Annotated in this window: 17 protein-coding genes; 13 read left to right on the top strand and 4 right to left on the bottom strand. The window is 60.3% G+C overall.

What is annotated here, in order from left to right:
* The first annotated feature begins 11 nt into the window (after nt 1-11).
* From DCC24_RS09075 to ahcY, 4 genes are all read left to right on the top strand, one after another.
* Nucleotides 12-3,710: a glycosyltransferase gene (locus DCC24_RS09075; RefSeq protein ID WP_110099609.1), complete on the top strand. Its 3,699-nt coding sequence runs from the start codon at nt 12-14 to the stop codon at nt 3,708-3,710.
* Between the two features lie 5 nt (nt 3,711-3,715).
* Nucleotides 3,716-5,533: a DUF5719 family protein gene (locus DCC24_RS09070; protein ID WP_146206310.1), complete on the top strand. Its 1,818-nt coding sequence runs from the start codon at nt 3,716-3,718 to the stop codon at nt 5,531-5,533.
* Nucleotides 5,534-5,638: 105 nt separating this feature from the next.
* Nucleotides 5,639-6,163 carry a DUF3499 domain-containing protein gene (locus DCC24_RS09065; RefSeq protein WP_180342606.1) on the top strand — a complete coding sequence of 175 codons (525 nt, stop codon included), beginning with the start codon at nt 5,639-5,641 and terminating at the stop codon, nt 6,161-6,163.
* An 82-nt stretch (nt 6,164-6,245) separates the two neighbouring features.
* Nucleotides 6,246-7,772: an adenosylhomocysteinase gene (ahcY, locus tag DCC24_RS09060; RefSeq protein ID WP_110099607.1), complete on the top strand. Its 1,527-nt coding sequence runs from the start codon at nt 6,246-6,248 to the stop codon at nt 7,770-7,772.
* A gap of 77 nt (nt 7,773-7,849) precedes the next feature.
* On the opposite strand, the gene DCC24_RS09055 is transcribed toward ahcY, so the two are convergent.
* The gene (locus DCC24_RS09055; protein WP_110099606.1) at nt 7,850-8,647 is read right to left on the bottom strand and encodes an RDD family protein; all 798 of its coding nucleotides are present in this window, start codon (nt 8,645-8,647) and stop codon (nt 7,850-7,852) included.
* Nucleotides 8,648-8,711: 64 nt separating this feature from the next.
* On the opposite strand from DCC24_RS09055, the gene DCC24_RS09050 reads away from it, so the two are divergent.
* Nucleotides 8,712-9,704, top strand: a complete 993-nt coding sequence (locus DCC24_RS09050) for a stage II sporulation protein M (protein ID WP_110099605.1) — start codon at nt 8,712-8,714, stop codon at nt 9,702-9,704.
* 157 nt (nt 9,705-9,861) lie between these two features.
* A complete protein-coding gene (locus DCC24_RS09045) occupies nt 9,862-11,376 on the top strand; it encodes a TIGR01906 family membrane protein (protein WP_158524644.1) in 1,515 nt (504 codons plus the stop codon).
* A gap of 8 nt (nt 11,377-11,384) precedes the next feature.
* Here the strand turns inward: DCC24_RS09045 and DCC24_RS09040 are convergent, their stop codons facing one another.
* Both DCC24_RS09040 and DCC24_RS09035 read right to left on the bottom strand, forming a co-directional pair.
* Nucleotides 11,385-13,235: a long-chain fatty acid--CoA ligase gene (locus tag DCC24_RS09040; protein WP_110099603.1), complete on the bottom strand. Its 1,851-nt coding sequence runs from the start codon at nt 13,233-13,235 to the stop codon at nt 11,385-11,387.
* A 63-nt stretch (nt 13,236-13,298) separates the two neighbouring features.
* Nucleotides 13,299-14,936, bottom strand: a complete 1,638-nt coding sequence (locus DCC24_RS09035; RefSeq protein ID WP_233492047.1) for a dolichyl-phosphate-mannose--protein mannosyltransferase — start codon at nt 14,934-14,936, stop codon at nt 13,299-13,301.
* Nucleotides 14,937-15,003: 67 nt separating this feature from the next.
* Between DCC24_RS09035 and rsmI the strand changes: the two genes are divergently transcribed.
* Nucleotides 15,004-15,885, top strand: coding sequence for a 16S rRNA (cytidine(1402)-2'-O)-methyltransferase (gene rsmI / locus DCC24_RS09030; protein ID WP_110099602.1), 882 nt, complete (start codon nt 15,004-15,006; stop codon nt 15,883-15,885).
* Nucleotides 15,886-16,018: 133 nt separating this feature from the next.
* On the opposite strand, the gene DCC24_RS09025 is transcribed toward rsmI, so the two are convergent.
* Nucleotides 16,019-17,287, bottom strand: a complete 1,269-nt coding sequence (locus DCC24_RS09025) for a ferrochelatase (RefSeq protein WP_110099601.1) — start codon at nt 17,285-17,287, stop codon at nt 16,019-16,021.
* 208 nt (nt 17,288-17,495) lie between these two features.
* On the opposite strand from DCC24_RS09025, the gene DCC24_RS09020 reads away from it, so the two are divergent.
* The 6 genes from DCC24_RS09020 to DCC24_RS08995 form a co-directional block, all read left to right on the top strand.
* Nucleotides 17,496-18,560: a TatD family hydrolase gene (locus tag DCC24_RS09020; protein WP_233487942.1), complete on the top strand. Its 1,065-nt coding sequence runs from the start codon at nt 17,496-17,498 to the stop codon at nt 18,558-18,560.
* A 244-nt stretch (nt 18,561-18,804) separates the two neighbouring features.
* Entirely contained in the window at nt 18,805-19,782 is a 978-nt protein-coding gene (locus DCC24_RS12560) for a resuscitation-promoting factor (RefSeq protein WP_158524643.1), read from the top strand.
* A 110-nt stretch (nt 19,783-19,892) separates the two neighbouring features.
* Nucleotides 19,893-20,801: a 16S rRNA (adenine(1518)-N(6)/adenine(1519)-N(6))-dimethyltransferase RsmA gene (rsmA, locus tag DCC24_RS09010; protein WP_369860167.1), complete on the top strand. Its 909-nt coding sequence runs from the start codon at nt 19,893-19,895 to the stop codon at nt 20,799-20,801.
* Complete coding sequence (locus DCC24_RS09005; RefSeq protein WP_110099599.1) at nt 20,798-21,754, top strand: 4-(cytidine 5'-diphospho)-2-C-methyl-D-erythritol kinase; 957 nt, start codon at nt 20,798-20,800, stop codon at nt 21,752-21,754. The genes rsmA and DCC24_RS09005 overlap by 4 nt, the downstream gene beginning before the upstream one ends.
* Nucleotides 21,755-21,826: 72 nt before the next feature.
* On the top strand, nt 21,827-23,656 hold the full coding sequence (locus tag DCC24_RS09000; RefSeq protein ID WP_110099598.1) for an ABC-F family ATP-binding cassette domain-containing protein: 1,830 nt from the start codon (nt 21,827-21,829) through the stop codon (nt 23,654-23,656).
* Between the two features lie 98 nt (nt 23,657-23,754).
* The coding region (locus DCC24_RS08995) for a leucine zipper domain-containing protein (protein ID WP_146206309.1) at nt 23,755-23,950 on the top strand (196 nt) is incomplete at its 3' end.

Genomic DNA, 23,950 nt, shown 5'->3' with positions numbered 1-23,950 from the left:
TTCCCATTATCGTGCCTACACCCCACGTCACCGCTGTCGTTTTAGCTCAAACCATCACCGGTGGTCTGCCTGAAACTGTCGCTTCCGTCCTGGGACAGCATCGGGTTCCCGACCAGCTGGTGGTGGTCACCTCGGCAACTGTCGACGCTGAGGAGCTCGACCGTGTCAATGTCCTATGTATTGATGCGGATATGGACTGGCACCATCTGATCCACCCCGACCCCTCGTCCACGTCGCTGGCGACGGCGTTGCGCAATCTCCCCAAGAACGGCCAGGTAGGAGAACCGGCCGAGCAACAGTCTGATTGGCTGTGGTTGATGACCAACTCGACCGTGGCTCAACCCAACGCGCTGCAAGCGGTGCTGAACGAAACGGAAGTCTCGCCTTCGGTATATATTGCCGGGGCGAAACAGGTCGCCTTTGAGGACCCGCGCCAGCTTCACGACGTGGGCCTGACCATCTCCACCCGGGGTGAGACCTACACGCTGGTGGGACCCGGTGAATTAGACCAGGGCCAGTATGACGACCGGTCTGATGTCTTTGCCGTCTCGGTGCCCGGCATGCTAGTTCGGGCAGATATCTGGGACAGACTCGACGGTTTTGACCGCCTCAGCCCCGCGCTGTCTCGCGGAGTAGATCTCTGCTGGCGGGCCCGGCTGGCTGGTGGTCGCGTCGTGGTGGTTCCCTCGGCGGTGATCGAGAACTTCGACGACGACCAGATTCTGCAACGAATTGAAGCGATCAACGAACGTCGCCAGCACCAGGCCGAGCAGGACCAGTCTGACCAAGGGCAATCCGAACAAGACCACGTCGAACAAGACCCCACCTCAACGTCAACGACGACCGTGCCGATGCCCGACAGCCCGGGGGTGGCCGAATACCAAGAGTCGGCAACCTGGTTGCGCATCAAACACTGCCCCGGTGCCACCCTGATTGTGCTGTGGCTGTGGGTGCTGATCTCTAGTTTCGGTATTTTGCTCGGCTCTCTGGTCGTGAAAGCGCCCGGCGTGGGCTTTGACCGTTTCCGCGGGATCTGGCGCGCCGGAAGTCACCCGATCCGGCTGGCTCGCTCCATCTCGCGGGCCTCCGAAACCCGCACAATGAGCCTCTCGGCCGTCGATGACCTCCGGGCAGATCCTGCCGAAATCCGCAACTTCCGACGTTCGCTGGTTGCAGAAGACGAACCTGAGTTCACCATCGGTGACGGTACCGGCTCCACCAGCGCGCCAGCGCAAGACGAACCCACCGGCGGGCACGACGAATTCGTCGCACTGGCCACCCCCGAGCGCAACTGGGTCGGGCTCGGTGCGGTCGCTTTGCTTCTTGGTTTGGGTGCGCTCAGCCTGATCGGGTTGCGTGCCTTTTTTGGCACACCGGCCCTGAGTGGTGGGTCCATAGTGCCGGTGACAGCCGGCATCACCGAGCTGGTCGACACCGGTTTCGCCGCCTTCGCGCCCGTTGCCGCCGGTGCGTCCGGCTATACGGGTCCCTCCATCTGGATTCTGGTGTTGCTGGCCCTTACCGGCTCGGCCTCCATCGCCGTAACGACCCTGATGATGTTAGCGATGCCACTGTCCGGTATCGCCGCTTGGGCCATGGCTGGGGCGATCACCCGACGCCGGGGCGCCCGCGTGGTGATCGGACTGTTCTGGGGGCTTGCACCCACTTTGTTGATCTCCCTCGGACAGGGCCGGCTCTTCGCTGTTGTGGCCCACCTGCTCTTGCCGTTGCTCGTGCTGGCCGTCATCCGCGCCACCGGTTCCGCCAGGCCCCGCCGGGCACCGTCACTGATCGGAGCCTCCGCCAACCCCGATGTGAGGACCGCGACCACTCGCCCCGGATTCGGCGGGGCATTATCCTGGACCGCATCCGGCTGGGTGGCGATCCTGATGGCGCTGATTACCGCCGCTGCACCGGTGTTGCTTCTGCCCCTCGTGCTGATCGTGGTCCTGCTGGCATCCTTTGTGGGCACCCGTGGCAAAACGCTGTGGTGGACCCCGCTGCTAAGCCTGTTACTGATGGTCCCGGTGCTCTTCACGCAGTGGAATAATCTGCGCGCCATCTTTGCCGATCCCGGTGTACCCCAGGGTTATCTGCCCGCCAACCTTCTGGAACAGCTCCTGGGTTTCCCCGAAGCCCTAGACCCCCACCGCGGAGTCGCCAGCCTGCCCTGGCTGAGTGACTGGTTACCGCAGATCCCGTGGGCCGGGGTTATCGTGGCGGTGATCAGCCTGCCGGTGCTACTCTTGGCGATCTGCGGTGCCTTCCACCGTGGTGTCAGCGGTGTCCATGGGCGTGTGGGGTTGCTGATCGCTGCCGCTGGGTTGCTGACCGGATGGTTGGCGACCACGGTTCCCGTCTCGGTGGATAGTGCGGGCACCCCGGTATTGATATACACCGGCACCGCCGTCTCGTTGACCGGAGTCGGGCTTCTCATGGCCGCCTGTAGCGGATTCGAGGTCGTCATTCGGGCCTCGACCGCTCTTCACGTCATCGCGGTCAGCACCGGATTGGTGACCAGCCTGGTCGCGGCCATGGTGTGGTTGATCCCCTCGGTGGTTCCGCACGACATCTTAGACGATGCCCGCCAAGACGCCGCGACCACGGTCACCTTGGAAACCGCCAACCCTGACCCGAGCTTTGCCGACCTGACCGCCCAACGTCTGATCACCGGTTCCCCAGTGCGCACCCTTCCGGCTACCGCCGCCGATCAGGGCACCTCACCGGTCAACACCCGCACGCTGGTATTAGAACGCACCCACGACGGCATGAACGCCACCCTGGTCACCGGTGCCGGTGCTTCGCTAGAGGACTACTACGGAACCTGGACCTCGCGGGCGCTGACCGGGCCCCTCTTCAATCCTGCAGTCGCCACTGCCGATGAGGCGGACGAAACCCTCCGCTCGGTGGCAGCGACTCTGACCGCTGAGTCTGGTGGGGACCCCCGCCAGCAACTAGAAGACCTCGGCGTTGGCTTCGTCGTGCTCCGCGACCCTGATGGGGGAGAGGCTTCCATCGCGTCCTCGGTCGACGCCATCACCGGGCTGGCCCCGGTCGGACTGACCTCAGAAGGATGGCTGTGGCGGGTGAACGCTCGCACCGATGACCAGCAAGACCAAGGTCTCGCCGTGCTGGCCACAGAGCACACCGGTCAGCACAGTAGCGGCGTGAATACCGCAGCGATGCGTATCACCCGCGAGGACGGACAACCGGTCTGGCTGGTGGGCTCCGATGGTCTGGATGGCCAGGCCCAGTTCCCCGAGGTCCTTCCCACCAACCTCACCGAGGACTCCGAGCAGCCGTTACGCTTGACCCTGGCCTACCGCGCCGATCCCGGATGGCACGCCGAGCTTGACGGCGAACCCCTTACTGCCGTTACCGGCGAGAATTCTGGTTGGCACCAGCAGTTTGAGCTACCGGACGACGTGGCCGGCAAACAGCTACGTGTCAGCTACGATCCGGGGCTGTTCACCTGGTATTGGCTGATTCCTGCCGTGGCGCTACTGGCCACGATACTGTTGGCCATCCCCTCGCCGGTCACTCGCCGTCGCCCCAGTGCCCCGTCCTCGCAGGCGGGTCCCGGTCAGACCAACGACCTCGGTCTGTCCGATTCCGAGGACCCCTCCCATGCAACTCCCGCCGATGCCGAGGCCGATGCCTTCGGGTTTGGCCCCTACACGCCTGATGACTCCTGTAGCGGAAGGCAATGATCCCCATGACCGACCACGAAACACCATCGTCCGATCACACCGACCGCACCGAGCCTGTCGAAAACGCTGAGCGCCTCCGCCGGGATCGCTCTCGAGCTACACGAGGTCGTCGTGCAGCCTCCGGGGAGAACCTTGTCGCTGAACAATACGCAGAGGCCCGCGGCGCTCGTCGTCGCGCGGTACGACGCGATCAGGCGCTGAAACGGTACCGTAAAGAGTCCGCCCGCGCGAAAACCGGTTCCTCAACCCGCCGGATGTGGATCAGCGCCCTAGCGGGTGTCGGTGCACTGGTCGTGGTGGGCGGGATCATCGGTGCCCACCAGGTGATCGATACCGCGCCGGTCTCTCTCGATACCTCGGCCCGTCCAGCCTCCATCCCCTCGGCACCGTCCCAGAGCGTCTGTGCCCCGGCCCCACGGCTACCCGCCGGGGCCGGAGAAGGCGAAGACGTGCAGTTCTCCCCGGTGTCTTCCGACGCAGCCACCTCCATCAATGTGGCCGCCCGATCGGATCTGGCCGGAACCATCTCCGGACTGACTTTGCGGGCCAGCACCGACAGCGGTGTACCCGAAGATGCTGATGCCCAGGCCGGCCAGGACGCCGAAGAGCTCTCGGCATCGCAACCCGAAGAAGTCCAACAGGGTGAACCCGCCAGCGCTGGAGCCGATGGAACCCCGGTGCGCCGGGCCCTGATTTCCCAGAATTCCGACGCGCTGGCAGACGAGGGCATCGCCGGAGTCATCGCCGCTGAACCCCTCGGCGGTTCCCCCGCCGTGGTGGCGGGCTCCTCGGAATTCACCGCCTCAGACGGCGACCTGCACGGCTTGAGTCTCTCCGGTTGTACCCCGGCCAGTCACCAGCAGTGGCTTACCGGCGCTGATACCACAATCGGAACCACCTCGGTGCTGTCCGTGACGAACCCCTCAGCCTCGGCTGCCGCCGTCGACATCTCGCTCTACGACACCGATGGTCCCGTAGCGGCCACGGGAGTCTCCGGAATTACCCTGGCACCGGACCAGACCCGTAGTTTCGTGCTGGGTGGTCTCGCTGCCGATGCCTCCGACCTGGCAGTGGGGATCTCCTCCACCGGCGGGGCGGTTTCCGCCTCGATCCAGCACCACCGCCTCGACGGGGTGGATCCGGTAGGAGTTGACACCATTCAAGCTGTGGACTCCTTGGAGAACCGAGTGGTGATCCCCGGGATTGTCGTGGATCCCGACAACGACACCGCCGGTGCCGACCCCAGCCTCAGTATTGCTTCCCCATTAGCGGACGCATCGGTCGAGGTCCAGATCGTCGACGAGGACGGTGTGGTCGCCGGCGCGGTTCCTGACACGGTCGACGTCGATACCGCAACGGTGTCCACCCTCGATTTGAGCGAACTAGATACCGGGACCTATTCGGTCTACCTGGTCTCCGATGCGCCTGTGGTCGCCGCCGGCACCGGGACCACCTCGGATACCGGACCCGACCACGAAGTGTCCTCGGTAGCCTCGGCCCCGGCTTTAGGCTTCGACCAGGTGGTACCCTTTGGATCAGCCGGTGACTCGCAGCTGGTTTTCACCGCCCCCGAAGACGCCGAAGTCACCGTCACACCGATCGATCACGAGGGCGAGATCGGGGAAGACCAGACCGAAACTATAGCCGCCAACACTTCCGTGCCGGTCAGCTTTGACGACGACGCCGCCGGTGTTGAAATTTCGACAGATTCCTCGGAAGTCTACGCTGCCGTGACCACAACGTCCTCGCAGGGAATTTCGGCCTATCCGGTGGTGGGGCCACAAGCAGCTCCGGCCGGTGCCCCGGTGCGAGTCGGCTGGTAACAGGCCGGCCCTATCCGTCCTGCAAGCGATATCGACGGCCACCGGGCGTTGGGCCGGGCGTGGTGTTGGTGAAATCCACCAGGTACCGCGAGTACAGTATGTGGAGTGGCAACCATACGACAGTGTTCGAAAACAGGGTGTAAATCTCCGGCAGCAGCGACGCTGACCTTCAACTACCGTGATTCCACGGTCGTGGTCGGTCCCATGTCGCAACGAGCCGAACCACACGCCCATGACCTGTGCGCTCGCCACGCTGTGGAAATGACCGCCCCGGTGGGATGGGAAATGATGCGGTTATTCCCCGATGAGAACGCGGTTCCCACCCCGGAACCGGTCGCCGATCCAGATGATTTGCTAGCGCTGGCCCATGCGGTGAGTCGGCCCTCCACCGACCCTGCCCAGACAGAATCCGAGCCACCCGAGGCCTCATCGACCACCGAGGAACTCGACAAAGACCCCGGTCGCACGGATCGTAGTGTTGAATCGGCACACACCGATACTGCCTCCGGTTTACGTCGCCCTGAAGCTATGGGGCCCGAGGGGCCGGCACGACCGTTACACGCCTCCGGTGGAGAAGCTCCCGGGCTACGGCTGGTCAAACAACCCCGCCCCCGGTATCGCGAAAGCTGAATCTGCCAGAACATTCTGGTCGTCATGTCGAAATTTACCGTCTGAGGCCCACCATCGTCCTGTACCGGATACGCTGGGAGCTATGAGCATTAACCCTGCAGCAGATCCTGCCTTCTCTAATCCCACGACCGTTGCCAACGCGCCCTTTGATTTCGCGATTCGTGACATCAATCTCGCACCAGCTGGCCGGCACCAAATCCGGCTGGCAGAACAAGAAATGCCGGGCTTGATGGCCCTGCGGGAAGAATACGGGGAATCCCAGCCACTAGCCGGGGCCCGTATTGCCGGGTCGATTCACATGACGGTCCAGACCGCCGTGCTCATCGAGACTTTGGTGGCCCTGGGGGCCGAGGTGCGTTGGGCCTCGTGCAATATTTTCTCCACCCAGGACGAAGCCGCAGCTGCCATTGTGGTCGGTGAGGGCACTCCCCAGGCCCCCGCCGGGGTGCCGGTATTTGCCTGGAAGAATGAGTCTTTGGCCGAATACTGGTGGGCAGCAGATCAAATCTTTGCCTGGCCTGAGGGGACCGAACCAAACATGATCCTCGACGATGGCGGAGACGCCACCATGCTGGTGCACAAAGGCGTGGAATGTGAAGCCGCAGGAGCAGTTCCGTCTCCCAGCGAAGAGGACTCGGAAGAATATGGTGAGGTGCTCAAGGTCCTGGCCGCCTCCCTGGAGGCCGACCCGCAACGTTTCACCCGTCTGTCGCGCGAACTACGCGGCGTGACCGAAGAGACCACCACCGGTGTACTGCGGTTGAACCAGTTGGCTGAATCCGGTGAGTTGTTATTCCCTGCTATGAACGTCAACGACTCGGTCACCAAGTCTAAGTTCGATAACAAGTACGGCATTCGCCACTCGTTACCCGACGGCATTAACCGTGGCACCGACGTGTTGCTGGGAGGCAAGACGGTCGTGGTGGCCGGGTATGGTGACGTGGGCAAGGGAGCAGCCGAGGCCCTCTCCGGTCAAGGCTCTCGAGTGATCGTCACCGAGATCGACCCGATTACCGCCCTGCAGGCGGCCATGGATGGCTACCAAGTGGCTCGGTTGGAAGACGTGGTCTCTACCGCCGATATCTTCATCACTGCTACCGGTGGCCGGGACATTATCATGGCCGAGCACATGCAACAAATGAAGGATAAAGCCATCGTCGGAAACGTCGGGCACTTCGATAATGAGATCGATATGGCCGGTCTGGCCCGGATTCCTGGAATTAAGAAGGTGGAAATCAAACCGCAGGTCCACGAATGGGTTTTCGAACCCGGTACTGAGAACGAGCACTCGGTGATTGTGCTCTCTGAGGGGCGACTGCTGAACCTGGGCAACGCCACCGGCCACCCTTCTTTCGTGATGTCAGCATCGTTCACAAACCAGGTGATGGCTCAGATCGAGCTCTTCCACTCTCAAGGTGGTACCGGTTCGATTACCGGCCAGACGTATCCGGTAGGGGTCTACACGCTACCGCGCATTCTTGACGAAAAGGTCGCACGGTTGCATCTTGGGGCCCTTGGGGCGCAACTGACCGAATTGACAAAGACACAGGCCGAGTACCTGGGCGTCGACGTCGCGGGGCCGTATAAGTCCGAGGACTACCGCTACTGACCCCTGTTGACGAGTAGCGACGGCCGGTACCGGAGCGGGTATAGATACTCCTTTTCCGGTGCCGGCCGTGGTCGCGCTTAGTGTTGGTTGAGCTCAGCTGAGAGCTGGCGCTGGGACTGCTGACGGCTGATCAATAGCTGATAGTCACGATTGCGTCGTTCGGCCACGACCGCGTGGAGATACACCGTCGGCGGTGTTTGTGCAGGTGGCGCCGGGGAGACATAAGGATCCACTAGTTGAAGCAACCGTTGGGTATGCAGGTTCTGGGCCTGTGGGGTCATCCGCGAAAAGTTTCGCAAGTACTGGTTGATTTCTACCAGTAATTCATCGGGTATGCGTCCTACATCGGCGATCTGAGCCCAACGATGTAGTTCCGCTGGCACGGTTGGCAACGGCTCAGGTAGTCGCGGTTGCCGGTCGTGAATCACATAGGTTCCTGCCATCATGTCGCCGAGACGTTTTCCGCGATCATTGAGAATGGCACTGATGAGTGCCACGGAGCCCAAGGTCAGCAACAATTCGAAAAACCCGCTCAGCGTCCGGATGAGGCTGTGCCGAAAAACGACGGCTCCGCCGTCGTCACGGATTACTCGGGTGCCGAAAACCAATTTGCCCACCGATTTTCCGCCCGAGACCGTTTCCACCGTGAGGGGAATTAGCACGAACCAGAAGACAACGGTGAGAAGGCTAAACATTCCCAACGCGGCCATATCTAACTGTTCGATGACGCTGGCCAAGACAACAAAAGTGGCCCACAGTCCGACCGCACTGAGCAAAATGTCGATGATTGTCGACATGCCACGCACGAAGACGGTAGCTGGGTTCAAATGCAGAAGAACCGCCTGACCGGTCACGACCGAGGTGGAGTTGCTCACGGCACCAAACTTTCGACTCGCTGAAGTGATGGTACTTCTTCAGCATAGCGGGTAGCCTGGCCTCGTGGACTTAGAGGCATACACGGCAGTGAATCGCGGTGACTGGGAGCGGCTTCAGACCTTGTCGAGAACCCGCCGACTCAGTGCGGCCGAAATCGATGAGCTGACCGAGCTCTATGGGGTGGCATCCACGCACCTGTCGGTCATCCAAGCCCAAGACCCACATGGCCCCCAGGCTCGCGGACTGTCACTCATTGTCGCCGGCGCCCGACAACGGCTCAGCTCTACCCCGGGAGATTTTACCCGCGCGTTTACGGACTTTGTGATCTATCGGCTCCCGTATGCTTTCTACACAATTCGCTGGTTGACTCTTGTGCTCGGGGCGCTCTTTTGTGCGGTAGCCACCGCTTATGGGGCTTGGGTGTATCAACACCCCGAAGTCGCCAATGCTCTGATGTCCGAACAACAACAAGAAATCTACGTGGAACACGAGTTTGTGGGTTATTACTCGCAGAACCCTGCCGCTTCCTTCGCTGGACAAGTCTGGACCAATAACGCCTGGATCGCCGCCCAAGAGGTTGCCTTCGGGATTACCGGGTTCTTCGTGCCTGTAGTGCTCTACCTTAACGCGGCGAATGTCGGGGTTGCTGGTGGCATCATGGCCCGCCACGGTGAAACTGACACCTTCTTCAATTACATTCTGCCCCACGGCTATATGGAACTTACCGCCATTTTTATTGCCGGCGCTGCCGGGCTGTACATCTTTTGGTCCTGGGTGGCGCCGGGCCGACACACCAGGTTGTTTTCCTTAGCCAGAGCGGGGCGAATGTTGATTACCGTGGCCATCGGTTTGGTGGTCGTGCTCTTTGTTTCTGGCCTGGTCGAAGGGTTCGTGACCCCCGCCGAGATACCCGACGTCTTGCGTCACGGTATTGGCCTGCTGGTTCTTGCCGCTTATTGGTGCTACACCTGGATTCTGGGAGCTCGGGCGGCACGGATGAACTTGGACGCCGACGTGGGGCAATACGATGGTGGAACCGTAGAACTAACCGCCTAAATTCGGACTTTCACGCTGGCTGGAGCTCTCTCAGCACACCATTTCCGCCACGTGTCGGTGTGGCCTAGAAATGACCGGGGTAGCGACGACTACTGTGGGGGACAACGAGTGCTACCCGTTGCTATTCACCCGCGCCGCGGAAAGAGGTTTCTTGTCGATGTCTGACAAAACATCACCCACCCCCGATGAGGCCCCAGAGTTTGAATCTGGCATTGACTACGCCCGTTTTCAGGAACCCGACGACGCTGAGAGCGCGGACGAGCAGAACACGACCGAGTCCTCTCCCACAGCATCGTCACCACAGTCCACCCGGGACACCTCGGAATCAACCCCGCTCTACAGCCAGCTCTCCGAACAGGACACGGTGAGTCATGACTCGGTGGATCAACCCACCCACCCAATCCAGACCCTCCAGCCTGACGCTGAGCCCTCATCCGCCCCCCGGGACTCTGATGACTCGTCTCGGACAACCCCTCCGGCGGACCCTCACGACTCCGGATCGGCCACGACCGCCGCCACCACTGCCATGCCGAACTTCCTCAAAGACCATGACGACAGGTCCTCGCTCGACCGTACTCAGGCTCTCGACGATGGAGTAAGCAACAGCACCACGATGGCCGAGTCTGAAACGGTGCACGAAACCCGGGCCAGCCGGCGACGGCCCAACGCGCAGGGTGAGCTACCTCAGCCCGAAGCTACGGGGGCTCCTGACGTTGCCGCCGTCGCTGGTGCTACCCCTGTTGCTGAACCAGCAACAGCAACCGGAACGCAGCACAACCTGCTGGCAGACCACGACGGTCTACCGGCAGACACCCGGGAAGATCGGGTAGCCGAACAACAACGCCTCCTCACAGACGCGCAGGCGCGTCTTGCTGCCCGCGCCCAAGCACTTGAAGGACCCAAGACTCTCTCCCGGATCCTGCAAACTGTGCTGGCAATCATTGCCCCCATTGCCTTCTTAACCGTGGTCATTCGCGCCGTGGCTTCACCCTTATTTCTCTGGATTGAATACCACCGACCCGGGTTCCCCGCCGATGACTTTGGCCTGACGACCACTGAACGGCTCGACTACGGTTCCTATGGGTTGGATTACCTGTTTAACCTCGCCTCACCCAACTACCTGGCGTCATTGACCTTCGCCGATGGGTCACCACTGTTCACCCAGGACGAGGTCTCTCACATGGCAGACGTCAAGTCGGTGATGCTAACCTCGATGCTGATCGGAGCCGTATTGGTCATCGCTTCGGCGATCATCATGGTGGTGCTCTCTCGGATCTCGAAAGGCGCCGTTCGCCGTTCACTGTTTGCGGCCAGCATCTGGCTGTTGCTCGTGATCGTGGTTCTAGGCGTGCTGGCCATCATCGCCTGGCAGGATTTCTTCGCCGGCTTCCACGCGCTGTTCTTCGCTGACGGAACGTGGACTTTCTACGCTTCCGATACCCTGATCCGGTTGTACCCCAATCAGTTCTGGATCGACGCCGGTCTCGCCGTCGGAGCGCTGACGGTGTTGACCGCGGTGATCACGCTGGTGGCAACCTGGCCGACGAAGCGCCGGAAAAAGCGCTCCGCCCAAACCCAGCTGATGATGCTGGCAGCCCGCCAGCAGTGGCCGACGACCGACGGGAAGGTCACCGAGGTCAGTTTGGAAGAAGGATCTCGCCCTGGGCGTTAAGTAGTACGCTATAAATTCCTGGCAGAGCCGGAGGAGTACAGGCTCTCGATCTGGTCCTGGAAGTCCTCAATGACCCGGTTGCGCTGGAGCTTAGCCGCTGGAGTGACATAGCCGGCTTCCTGGGTCAGCTCGGCGGAGATGATCTTAAACTTCCGGACCGACTCTGCCCGAGACACCGACTCGTTGGCCTGATCGATATACTGCTGGATCTCCTCGCGGACCTGCTCATCGGTGGCCGCCTCAGTCAAGCTGAGCGGATGCCGGTCGTGCTGTTCGCACCAGTGCTTTAGCGCATCGGTATCTAGTGCGATCAGCGCACCCACAAACGGACGGTTATTGCCCACCACAACAGCCTGGTCGACCAGCTCGCAGGTGCGGATGGCTTCTTCCAGGGGAGTAGGTGCGACGTTCTTTCCGCCTGCGGTCACGAGCAGTTCCTTCTTCCGGCCGGTGACATATAGGTAGCCCTGGTTATCCAGGCGACCAATATCACCGGTGTGGAACCAGCCGTGCTCATCGACGGCGGATTCGCCGGAAGCCTGTGCCCCGTAGTAGCCGGGAGTGACCGCAATACCGCGCAATAGAATCTCATCGTCGTCGGCCAGCTGGACTTCCATGCCGTGCATGGGTCGGCCCACGGAACCAATGCGGGTAACGCCGGGAACATTCACCGTCGCCGGGGCGGTGGACTCGGTCAGGCCATAGCCCTCTTTGACGCGAATTCCCATACCGGAAAAGAAGTGCGCCAGTTCGGGATGCAGCGGGCTGGCACCGGAGATCGCCACTCGGGCATTGCCACCCATCAGCGCTCGGATCTTGGAAAAGACGAGCTTGTCAAACACCTTGTGCTTGAGCTTCAATGCCATGGACGGACCGGAGCCTTCTCCGCGTTGTTGAGCGTCGCAGGCAGTAGAGTACTCAATAGCGACCTGGCGGGCAGCGCGGACGATCTTCTCCTGGCCCCCTTCTCGGGCCTTGTTGATGATGCCGGCCTCGATCTTCTCCAACATGCGCGGAACCAGCAACAACCAGGTTGGGCGGAAGGATCCGATATCCCGCAACAGGTAGCCCAGGTTGGGGGTATGGGCAATCTGAATCTTGCCCACCAAACAACCAAACTGCACCGCACGTGCCAGAATATGGGCCAACGGTAGAAACATCAGGGTCCGATTTTCCGGTGCGGCCAGGATCTCACTGGTGTACTCCAGCAGATTGGCTGCGCCCAAGGCAAGATTCCCGTGTGTGATGATGGTGCCCTTGGGGCTACCGGTGGTCCCGGACGTATAGACAATGGTAGCCGGGTCTGAGAGCGTAGCGGCGGAACGGGCCTGCTCGAGCTGCTCATCGGAGATGGTCTCGCCGTCGGTCGTCAGTGCATCGAAGAGGTCCTCGTCGAGAGCCAGCCGTTCGATGCGGGTGGAATCGGTGGCGGACTGGTTCAGCTCATCAACCGCTTTCTCAGCCGCCTGGGCCTGTAGTGTGCCCTGGTGCAAGATCACCGTGGTCCCGGAATCGGAGAGAATATGACTAATCTGGGCCGGGGAGGAGGTGTCATAGATTGGCACTGAGATCGCTCCGGCAAACCATAGGGCCTGGTCAATCACGGCCCACTGATAGGACGTCGGAGCTAACACAGCAACGAGGTCGCCGGGTTTGATGCCACGGGCAATGAGGCCTTTGGCGACCGCCCGGACGCGATCTAGAAATTCGCGATAGCTCACATCGATCCAGCCTCCGATGCCGTTGGAGAGCGCGTAGGCGGGAGCCTCGGGGCTGTGGTGGGCGGTTTTCAGTACCAAATCGGTGAGATTGGAGTCTTCGGGAAGGGAGACTTTCAACTGGGCGTTTACGTACCGCATGGGTTCCTTCTCTACTCTCGCTGAACGGTTAAGACGCATCGTTGATCAGCGGTTCTCACCGAATTAAATCCAGGACTGAATCCACATCCGCCACCGCCATTGATCATAGGGAATCTCTTCGGCGGTCCAGATCGGCATAAAGAACGCTGAGACCAGCATAATCACCAGAATATAACCTAGGACAATGACCAGATTTCGGGTTTTGGCTCGGGGATTGTGGCCGGTTTCCCACCGCAACAACCAGCCTAGGCAATAGACGATGGCCAGAATCAGGAAGGGCTCGTAAGCGATGGTGTAGAAGAAGAACATCGTCCGCTCCGGCCAGAGCACCCAGACCAGTTGTCCGGCCACATAGGCACCCAAGATGGCGCCGACGCGCCAGTCGCGCTTGGCAAACCACACCACCGTGAGGATAATAATGGCCACCGTGCCCGACCACCACAGGATGGGGTTGGCCAGATCCAGGATAGCTTCCGAACAGTGTGCTGCCCCGCAATCACCCGAACCGTCGTCGGTGGATTCGTAGTGGAAGGAGACCGGCCGGCCCATAAAGGGCCAGGTCCACGGCGACGAAGCGTAGTTGTGTCCCGAATCCAGACCGGTATGGAAGTCGGTGGAGGCACGATGGTAGTGGAACCAAGAGCGCAACGTGTCAGGGATGAGCGATCCCAGCCACGATTCGGCAGGGTTGTCCTCGGCCCAGTGACGGTGATAGCCCCGGGAGGAGACAAACCAGCCGGTCCAGGTGGCCAGATAGGTCAGGAATCCAACTCCGACCACGCAGACGAATGCCCACAGACCATCGCGGAGAATTCCGCCCAGCGCCCAGCGCCTGATCCCGACCACGCGACGGGCGTTGAGGTCCCAGAACACCGTCATCAGCCCGAAGATTGCCACGAATGCTAGTCCGGAGAGCTTCACCGAACACCCGGCTGCCAACAAAATGCCGGCCACAATGCGCCACGGACGCCACCAGATCATCGGTCCGTAGCCCAGTACCTGGGACAGGGTTCCGCTGCGATAGGCGGAGCTGATTGTGTCGGCGAGTTGCCGTCGTCCATGATCACGGTCTAAGACCAGGGCGCCGAAACCAGCCAGGACGAAGAAGGACAAGAAGATATCCAGCAGACCGGTCCGGGACATGACCAGGTGGTGGCCGTCGACAGCCATCAATAATCCCGCGGTGGCGCCTAAAAAGGAAGAATGAAAGATTTTCCAGGCGATCAGTGACAAAATCAGCACCGACAAGGTTCCGACCATCGCCGAGGAAAAGCGCCAGCCGAACCCGTTATCGCTACCAAACAGCAGCATCCCCAGGCCGATCAGCCATTTGCCCAAGGGTGGGTGGACCACATAGGCGGGCTCATTGAGCGGTTCGGCCTCACCGGCGATAAAGGCGTCGTTGATGTCTTCTTCCCACTCCATCTCCACACCGAAGTGCAACAAGGAGTAGGCGTCTTTGACGTAGTAGGTTTCGTCAAAGATCAACTTGTGTGGGTGGTCGAGACGGTGGAATCGCAACAGCGCGGCCACGGCAGCGACCGCCAAAATCAGAATCCATTCCCACCGCTGGGTGGGCAGTTTCTCACCCAGTAATCGAGCACGAAGCACCGTGTCGGTATAGGCATGGTCGATAGAATCGAGCCAGGTGGGGCGAGCACCTTGCCTGGCTGTGGGAGCGGGAGTTTCTGTCGACGACACACAGAACATCGTACGTGAGAACACCCGGCGGTACGGCATTTGCGGGAGAAGTATTGAGAGGGGATCAATGAAGGGTGGCCCAGACACCGAAGCTCATGACTTGCACCAGGCGGGCGAGGGCCAGATTGTGTTGGTCGCGACGCCGATCGGAAACCTGCAGGACGCCACTGACCGGCTACGGACCGTGCTGGCTAGCGCCGAGATTATCGCCGCCGAAGACACCCGCACCACTCAACGGTTAGCTACTGCCCTGGGAGTGGAGATTCGTGGTCAACTCATCAGCCACCACGATCATAATGAACAACGGTCCACCCCGGAGCTACTGGAGAAAGTACGCCAAGGGGCCACGGTTGCGGTGGTGACCGATGCTGGCATGCCGGTGGTGTCAGACCCTGGTTTCCGTCTGGTGCAGGCGGCGGTACAAGACGGGTTGACCGTGACCTGCGCCCCGGGGGCTAGCGCGGTCACGACCGCGCTAGCAGTCTCGGGATTGCCGAGCGATCGGTTTAGCTTCGAAGGGTTTGTTCCGAAAAAACACGGCGAGAAAACCCGGTTCTTGACGGATCTTCAGGATCAACCGCGCACGCTGATTTTCTTTGAGTCCCCCCACCGAGTGGTCGATACGCTACAGGTGATGACTGAGGTCTTTGGCGAAGATCAGATCGGGTGCGTGGCCCGGGAATTGACGAAACGGCACGAAGAAGTGGTGACCGCCTCCTTGCGTGAGTTATTGGGTTGGACACAGACGGCGACGCTTCGCGGAGAGTTTGTGCTCTTACTGGCTCCAGCTGACAACCGACGGGTCGAACTCGATGACGAACAACAGCTACGGCTCGTGGACGAATTGGTTGCTACCGGGATGCGCGCTAAAGACGCCACCAAACAGATCGCACACGGATACGGCGGTTCGGCCCGGACGCTGTACAACCTCTACCAACAACGTCGGTGATCTCCTGCGACCAGGGGTTAGCTCCGACAGATCAGCCCCGGACACTCAGTGACCTGCCGGCTGGTGACCGGTCTGGGGTGGACTGTGTCTTCCGGGGCTGTGACGAGGAATTCATCGTCGGTCGGGCAGGGCGCTAGGGGAGCAGGCCCCCCACACTGGCACGGAAGCCACCTGAACCAGCGGCACGCCGGGCCCGTGCAACGTCATAACCGGGACCGTAGGAGGTCAATGCCGGGCGCTGATCTGCCGGGGTACCTTTCAGGCGTTCTTCCACCAGGTCGACGAGGGCCGAGACGAATTCGGGGTGGGTGCCCGGAGTGGCGACGCGTTTGAAGATCAGTCCGCGCCCCTCGGCTTCCTCTTTCGCCTCGTTATCCAGGTCCCACCAGACTTCCATGTGATCAGACAAGAAGGTGACCGGAACGACGATGATGGCCTTCTTCGACTCGTCGAGTTCGCTAATGGCATCTCCAATGTCTGGTTCCAGCCACTTCTGCCAGGCCGGGCCCGACTCCGACTGCCACACCGACTGCCAGGAGATCTCGGGAACACCGAACTCCTTCAGGACAGCGTCAACGATGAGTTCAGCCACGGCCACGTGCTGTTGCTCGTAGGTACCGCGCACCTCGGGGTCGTGCTCATCGGACTCGTCTGAGACCTCATTGTGGGTCAGCGGAATCGAGTGGCCAGCGAACATGAACTCCACATCGCGTTGCAGGTCCAAGTCCGGGGTCTCGGTCTGCAGCTCGCGCACCTTGGCGATGGTGTCTTCGATGAAGGGGGTGACGAAACCGGGGTGGTCGAAGAATGCCCGGATCTTATCGATCTGGACTTCATTCCACAGGCCTAGGTACTCCAGCGCGTCGGCGAAATCCTCGCGGTATTGGCGATTGGAGGAGTACGTCGAGTAGGCCGAGGTCACCAGGGCAAAGATCTTGGTCGGCTCTGGTTTCGCACCGTCTTCGGTGTGGTCGGTCTTGCGAGCCTGCGCGTCGGCGTGAGCCTGGTGGATGGCCTCGGTGAAGTAGGGCTCCCAGTTGCGGTTGCCGAAGTAGATCGGCAGGTCAATACCGCGGGCAACCAGTTCCTTCTCCAGGGCTTCTTTCAGCGCCAAGTTCTGTTCGTTGATCGGGCTGACACCACCGCGCTCGCGGTAGTGTACGGCGACTTCTTCTAAACGCTCGTCGGGGATGCCGCGACCGGCAGTCACATTGCGCAAGAACGGAATGACGTCGTCCTGGCCATTGGGCCCGCCGTAGGAAGCCAATAAGATCGCGTCAAACTCGGTGGGTTCTTCAACCCATTTCACACCTGACTGGGCGTGGGGTGTGGCTGCGGGAACGGCTGCACCGGCCTGAAGCACGACGCGGGAAGCCGGTTTGGGTTTGGACCATTCGGTCACGGTTCCTCCTGAGGATCGGGGCCACGTTAAATCACAGCCGTGACGCGCGGTCACGACCTGATCTGTAGGGTCACTTCTCAGTCTAGTTCTTCCTCAATACACCGCTGTCAATGCGACCCTGTGCCCCGTAGAACGGGAGTGGTCATGGGCGGAGAGTACACTACAGATCTGGTGCTTGCATAGCCGTCAAACCGTCAGGAACGGAGTCATGATCGGAGTGGGAGGTGACTCCGATCTACCGTTGTCCGTGCTCACGCGTGGTAAGGAAATGATGAGTTCGAAGAAGTCGAAAAAGTACGATCAGACCGGAGTGCCCGAGGCCTATCGGGTGCACTGGCCTGATCCTGCCCGTCCCGGAGTCATAGACACTGTGTCCGAAGGGGATGGCCCACGTCGTGACACCGTGGATGAATACACCGGAAAGCAGCGGGTGCTGGTCTACCCGAAAGCGCCGGAACCTTTGGTCTCGCCGATCATCGACAACCACGCTCACCTGGATTTTCGTGATGGACTCGTCGAGGTCTCCATTGCTGATGCACTCGATACTGCCGAGTCCGTTGGTGTAGCCGGGGTAATCCAAGTCGGCTGTGATCTGGACTCGGCGCGGTTCACTCTTGAGTCCATCGAGACTCACCAGCGCTTACTCGGGGCCGTGGCCCTGCACCCTAATGAAGCTGCCGAGATCTGGGATCAGCAAGGCCGGGCCGGGCTGGAGCGGGCCATTGAGGCTATTGCAGAGATGGCCCGGCATCCTCGCGTCAGGGCGGTGGGAGAGACCGGGCTCGATTATTACCGTACTGGTGCAAAAGGCCACGAAGCGCAACAATATTCCTTCCGAAAACACGTGGAGCTGGCAGTTCAGTTGGGTAAAGCAGTACAAATCCACGACCGCGAGGCGCATGAGGATGTTGTCGAGATTCTGCTGTCTATGCCGCAACGCCCCGAACACGTGGTTTTTCATGCGTTTTCAGCAGGGCCCGAGCTGGCCGACATTTGTAACGAACACGGTTGGTACATGTCTTTTTCAGGTCCGGTGACTTTTAACGCGAATGACCGCCTGCGAGAGGCTGCAGCCCTGGCACGGCCAGAGCTGATCCTGACCGAGACAGATTCTCCGTTCTTGACTCCTCATCCGCGTCGGGGACGGCCTAATGCTCCGTATATGACGCCACTGACGTTACGAAAAATCGCTGAGGTGCGTGGTACTGGTGAACAGCAGATGTGCGAACAGGTGATGGCCAATACTCGGCGTGTTTACGGGGATTTTTCCTAGATTTCGGTTCGGCAACGGTGATGCGAGGATACCGTCAGTCAACCCTCGGCAACGGTGTGTTGTTCACAAAAATCGTTATAGAGTTGAGACCTTCGTTATCTTTCCGTTATCGTATTGGAATGTCGACGAGGGACACCCCCTTTGTTGAGGGCTTCCCCAATTTTCAGATCTCTCGTTGGTCGCTAACCATCACCTACCCGAAGCATTGGAACACCTTTTCATGTCACGAGTATTTAGTAGTAGCGTGAGCAAGCTCGTCGCGCAGCTGGCAGCGCTTGCGCTGGTTCTGGGCGGGCTAGCAGCTTTCATCCTGACTCAGAACAACGGAAGCGCTCAGGCACAGGATCAGCAGAACTCTGGCCAAGGGGAAGCACTCGATATCGATCTGGCCTCCAGCGTTCAGCCACTAACCGACTTCATCCCGGCAGCACCCACTGTTGTGGAGGTGACCCGTGCCGGTGAAACCGAAAACTACGCGGTGTACGCCGATACTGTCGGGGAGGCTCTGAGCTTGTCCGGCATCGAGGTCGGCGAGAAGGACAAAGTGAGCCCTTCCACCGACACTAAGATCTCCACCGGTGACAAAATCACCGTGCAGGTTGTCACCACCGAAGAGGTTGTCGAAGAAGAAACGATTGAGTACGAAACCGTTCGTGAAAACGACGACAGCCTGGAAAAGGGAAAGACCAAGGTAGAGACCAAAGGTGAAAACGGCACCGCTGAAGTCACCTACACCGTCACCGTGATCGACGGCGAAGAATCGTCCCGCGAAGAGACCCACCGTCAAATCACCAAAGAACCGACCGACGAAGTCGTGAAGGTCGGCACCAAGGAGAAAGAGCAGCAGGCTAGCTCTTCATCGTCTACTTCCTCGTCTTCCTCATCATCGTCGTCCACCTCCTCCGATGATGACTCAGAGGATTCCTCCTCGGATGATTCTGAAGAGTCCTCCAGCTCCGGCGGTGCGGCTCCCAGCTCTGGTGTCTGGGCGAAACTGGCCCAGTGCGAGTCCGGTGGCAATTGGTCGACCAACAGTGGTAACGGCTACTACGGTGGCCTGCAGTTCTCCGGTCCCACCTGGAAAGCCATGGGTGGCACCAAGTACGCGCCGACTGCTGATAAAGCCACTCCGGCCCAGCAGATTGAAATTGCTAGCAAGTTGCAACGTCAGTCTGGCTGGGGCCAGTGGCCAGCTTGCTCGCGTTCCCTGGGGCTGCGCTAATAACACTCTGGGCTGACCGCAACGGTCAGGACCACGAAAGAGCTCGAGCATCTCTCAAGAGGTGCTCGAGCTCTTTCGTGTGGTCAAGTGAGGTGGTAAATACCACTAAAATGATGACTGTGACTGCTGAAGCCCAACGTCTGCTGTCGGCCGCAGATATTCGTCGTCTTGCCGAGCATTTGCAGCTGCGCCCGACGAAATCGTGGGGTCAGAACTACGTCATCGATCCGAACACCATTCGTCGAATTGTTGATCAGGCACAGCTTGACCCCACAGAGCACGTTTTAGAGATTGGTCCCGGGCTGGGCTCGTTGACTCTGGGCCTGCTTGACCAAGCCACCGCGGTGACCGCGGTCGAAATTGATCCGGTCCCCGCCGCAGCGTTGCTTGAGACCCTAGAACACTTCCGTCCTGGCGCGTCGCGTTGTGCCAGTGTGCTGCAAGCAAACGCTCTGCAGATTGATGCTGACCAGCTCCATGACGTACGCCCGACTGCGACCAACTCAGCACCGACCGCGCTCGTGGCAAACCTGCCGTATAACGTGGCGGTCCCTGTCCTCCTGCACATTCTGGCGTCAGTGCCCAGCATCCGACACGGGTTGGTGATGGTGCAACAAGAAGTCGCCGATCGGCTCTGTGCGGCACCGGGCACCAAGATTTATGGAGTTCCCTCTGCCAAACTGGCCTGGTACGCTACCGCACGCTCCGCTGGAACTGTGGGAACCCACGTTTTTTGGCCCGCACCGCGTATTAAATCCGGGCTTGTGCATTTTCACCAACGCGAACCAATCCAGACCACAGCATCTCGGAACGAGGTCTTCACCGTTATCGACGAGGCGTTCGCACAGCGACGCAAGACCCTGCGGGCAGCACTATCGAACTGGGCCGGCTCTGGTGCCTCAGCAGAACGGATTCTGCGGGCAGCAGGCCTCAACCCCCAGGCCCGTGGGGAAGTGCTCAGCATTGAAGATTTTGCCGCCATCGCTGAGCAGTCCAAGACCCTCGGAGTCGGCGGATGAGTCTACGTCCCGGAGAGTTCTACGGACACGTCACGGTTACCGCGCCGGGCAGGATTAACCTCACCACCGAGGTCGGGCAACAGCTCAGCCCGTTCTACCACCAGCTAGCCACCATCTCACTGGCGATCTCCCTCAGTGACGAGGTCGTCGCCGTCGCCCGTGACGACGAACATATCACCGTCTCCATCTCCGACTCCTCCCGCGGAATCCTCGATCCCGCTGATATCCCCGATGACCATTCCAATGTGGTTTTTCAAGCAGCTGACCTGTTGCGACGCCGGTTGCAGCTTAAGCCGGAAACTCACGGGGTTGACCTGTATTTGACCAAAGACTTGCCGTTGGCAGGCGGAGTGGGTGGTCGCGCGGCCGACGCTGCGGCGGCACTGATGGCCTGCGCTGCCCTGTGGGACCTGCACCTGTCACGGCGGGACCTGGCCCAGCTGGGAACCGAAATCTCTACCCAGGTCCCGTTTGCCATCCTGGGCGGTGCAGCGGTCGGGATGGAACGCGGTGATGTATTGTCGCCGATCCTGACCCGGGCAAGCCTCAACCTGGTGATCGTTCCAGCCTTTTCGGTCTACGCGCCGCGCGAGGTCTACGCCAACCTCGCCTCCCTCCGTGAGGAAGGTATCCAACCGCAACGGGAGTGCGCAGCAATTGATCCCGAACTACTGGACGCTCTGACTCGTGGGGACGTGGAAACGATCGCGTTGCTCATGCACAATGATCTGCAAGCCGCTGCCGTCTCACTGTTGCCGGAGCTCTCCGACGTGCTGGATATAGGCATGCAAGAAGGTGCTCTGGCTGCCATGATCTGTGGGGCCGGACCGACCGTGATGTTCTTGGCCCGTAACGCCGACGACGCAACGCAGTTGGCCTCACGGGTAGAAGAACGTTGCGGGATCGCCTCCATCCCGATTAGCGCACCGGGGTCGGGCGCTCGCATTCTGTAGAGTGTTTTACCGGTATTAACCTGACCGATTCGTCATGTTGACGTAGTTCAGGACAGAGGAGGGACGCTGTCGATGGCTCACTTGCTTGGTGCTGAAAATATCTCGATGACTTTTGGAACCCGTACCGTGTTGGACGGGGTGACGCTGGGTATCTCGGAAGGCCAACGAATCGGTATCGTGGGTCGAAACGGCGACGGTAAATCAACGTTATTGTCGATTCTTACCTCACAACAGAGTCCCGATACCGGCCGGGTCACCACCCGCAATGGGCTCCGAATCGGTGTGCTGACCCAGTCCGATGAGTTGCGTGGCGCGGACACGGTGGGCTACAGCATTGTGGGAGGCCGGGCAGAGTACGAATGGGCCTCACACCCACGCATCCGCTCGATCATTTCCGGGCTGGTGGCCGATCTGAACTGGAACGCCGCGATCTCAACGCTCTCGGGTGGACAACGCCGTCGCGTGGCTCTGGCCCAGTTGTTGGTCGAAGACTGGGACGTGATTGGCCTGGACGAGCCTACCAACCACCTGGATTTGGAAGGGATTCGGTGGTTGGCCGATCACCTCAATCAGCGTTGGACAGCTCATGAAGGCGGGCTGTTGGTCATCACCCACGACCGGTGGTTTCTGGATGCGGTGTGTACGGACACGTGGGAGGTTCATGACGGCATGGTGGAGCCTTTTGAAGGCGGCTACGCCGCCTACGTATTGCAGAAAGTCGAACGGCAACGCATTGCTGCCGCCGCCGAGGCGAAACGTCAGAATTTGATGCGCAAGGAGTTGGCTTGGCTTCGTCGAGGGGCACCGGCCCGGACCTCGAAGCCCAAATTCCGGCTCGACGCTGCCGCTGAGCTGATTTCTCAAGAGCCCCCAGTTCGTGACTCGATTCAGCTTCAAGCGCTGGCCGTCTCCCGATTGGGCAAAGATGTGGTGGATCTGGAGAATGTTTCGGTTGACTATGACGGGACCCACGTGCTGACCAATGTCACTTGGCGCATTGCACCGGGGGAGCGCACCGGAATTCTCGGCGCCAACGGCGCCGGCAAGTCCACGCTGCTGGGGCTGATCGCCGGAACCGTCGAACCGGACTCCGGACGTATTAAACGTGGGAAAACCGTGAAATTGGGAGTGCTCGACCAGAAGTTCTCGCAACTCGAAACGATTCGCAACGACCGGGTCCGAGACGTCCTGGCACGTACCAAAACCTCATTCACCATCGACGGAAAAGACTTCACCCCGGCCCAATTATTGGAACGGCTGGGGTTCAGTCGTGACCATCTGTCCACCCCGGTCAGAGACCTGTCCGGAGGACAGAAACGACGGTTGCAACTTTTGTTGGTGCTGTTATCGGAACCGAACGTGTTGATCCTGGATGAACCGAGCAACGACGTGGACCACGAAATGCTGACGGCTATGGAAGATGTGCTGGACTCCTGGCCTGGCACTTTGTTGGTCGTCTCCCACGACCGATACCTGCTGGAGCGCGTCACCGATCAGCAATATGCCATCATCAACGGGACCTTTCGGCATTTGCCCGGTGGCGTCGACCAGTATCTCCAGCTGGCCGAACAGGCTGAGAGTCAAGCCAAGACGACACCGTCGAGGAACCAGAAACAGCAACAACACAATTCCTCCGGCGCTGACAACGTCGCCGGTGACGAGCAGTCACGTGGCTTGTCTGGGGCTGAGAAACACGCTGCGCGGAAAGAAGCGTCCTCGATTGAGCGCAAACTGGAGAAACTCAACACCGAACTCACTGAGCTAGAAGAAAAAATGGCCACTCACGACCAGACAGATTTCGAAGGGCTTGCGGACCTGACAGCCCAAGCCTCCGAGCTCCGCGAAGAGATTGATACCAAGGAATCCCGTTGGCTGGAGTTGCTCGAAGCGGTAGAGAGCTAACTGTACTTCCCCGGGAGGTTGTGAACACTCGCGGTAGGAAGAAGACCTCCGGTACAGATGGGGTTAGCACAACCTGCATCTGAAAACCGGAGGTCTTCATGTTCCACCCTAATGCACCGTTGACTCCTGAAGGCTGTCGTCGCCTTGCTGTGTTGATTGTTGAGGAGGGCTGGACGATTCGTCGAGCGGCCGAACGCTTGCAAGTCTCACCTGCCACGGCCTCGAAGTGGGCCGCTCGCTATCGGGCCGGGGAGCCGCTGACGGATCGATCGTCGCGGCCGCATCGGTCACCCC

Source organism: Auritidibacter sp. NML100628 (assembly GCF_003185985.1).
Classification (GTDB): Bacteria; Actinomycetota; Actinomycetes; order Actinomycetales; family Micrococcaceae; genus Auritidibacter; species Auritidibacter ignavus.
The sequence above is the reverse complement of the archived record's forward strand: the minus strand, read 5'-3'. Positions and strand labels throughout refer to the sequence as shown.

Bases quoted from the DNA above. Each gene is read 5' to 3' on its own strand.
- DCC24_RS09020 (WP_233487942.1), top strand. From the start codon at position 17,496: ATGATCGGAGTGGGAGGTGACTCCGATCTACCGTTGTCCGTGCTCACG.
- DCC24_RS09045 (WP_158524644.1), top strand. From the start codon at position 9,862: ATGTCTGACAAAACATCACCCACCCCCGATGAGGCCCCAGAGTTTGAA.
- DCC24_RS09000 (WP_110099598.1), top strand. From the start codon at position 21,827: ATGGCTCACTTGCTTGGTGCTGAAAATATCTCGATGACTTTTGGAACC.
- rsmI (WP_110099602.1), top strand. From the start codon at position 15,004: ATGAAGGGTGGCCCAGACACCGAAGCTCATGACTTGCACCAGGCGGGC.
- ahcY (WP_110099607.1), top strand. From the start codon at position 6,246: ATGAGCATTAACCCTGCAGCAGATCCTGCCTTCTCTAATCCCACGACC.
- rsmA (WP_369860167.1), top strand. From the start codon at position 19,893: ATGATGACTGTGACTGCTGAAGCCCAACGTCTGCTGTCGGCCGCAGAT.
- DCC24_RS09040 (WP_110099603.1), bottom strand. From the start codon at position 13,235: ATGCGGTACGTAAACGCCCAGTTGAAAGTCTCCCTTCCCGAAGACTCC.
- DCC24_RS09005 (WP_110099599.1), top strand. From the start codon at position 20,798: ATGAGTCTACGTCCCGGAGAGTTCTACGGACACGTCACGGTTACCGCG.
- DCC24_RS09070 (WP_146206310.1), top strand. From the start codon at position 3,716: ATGACCGACCACGAAACACCATCGTCCGATCACACCGACCGCACCGAG.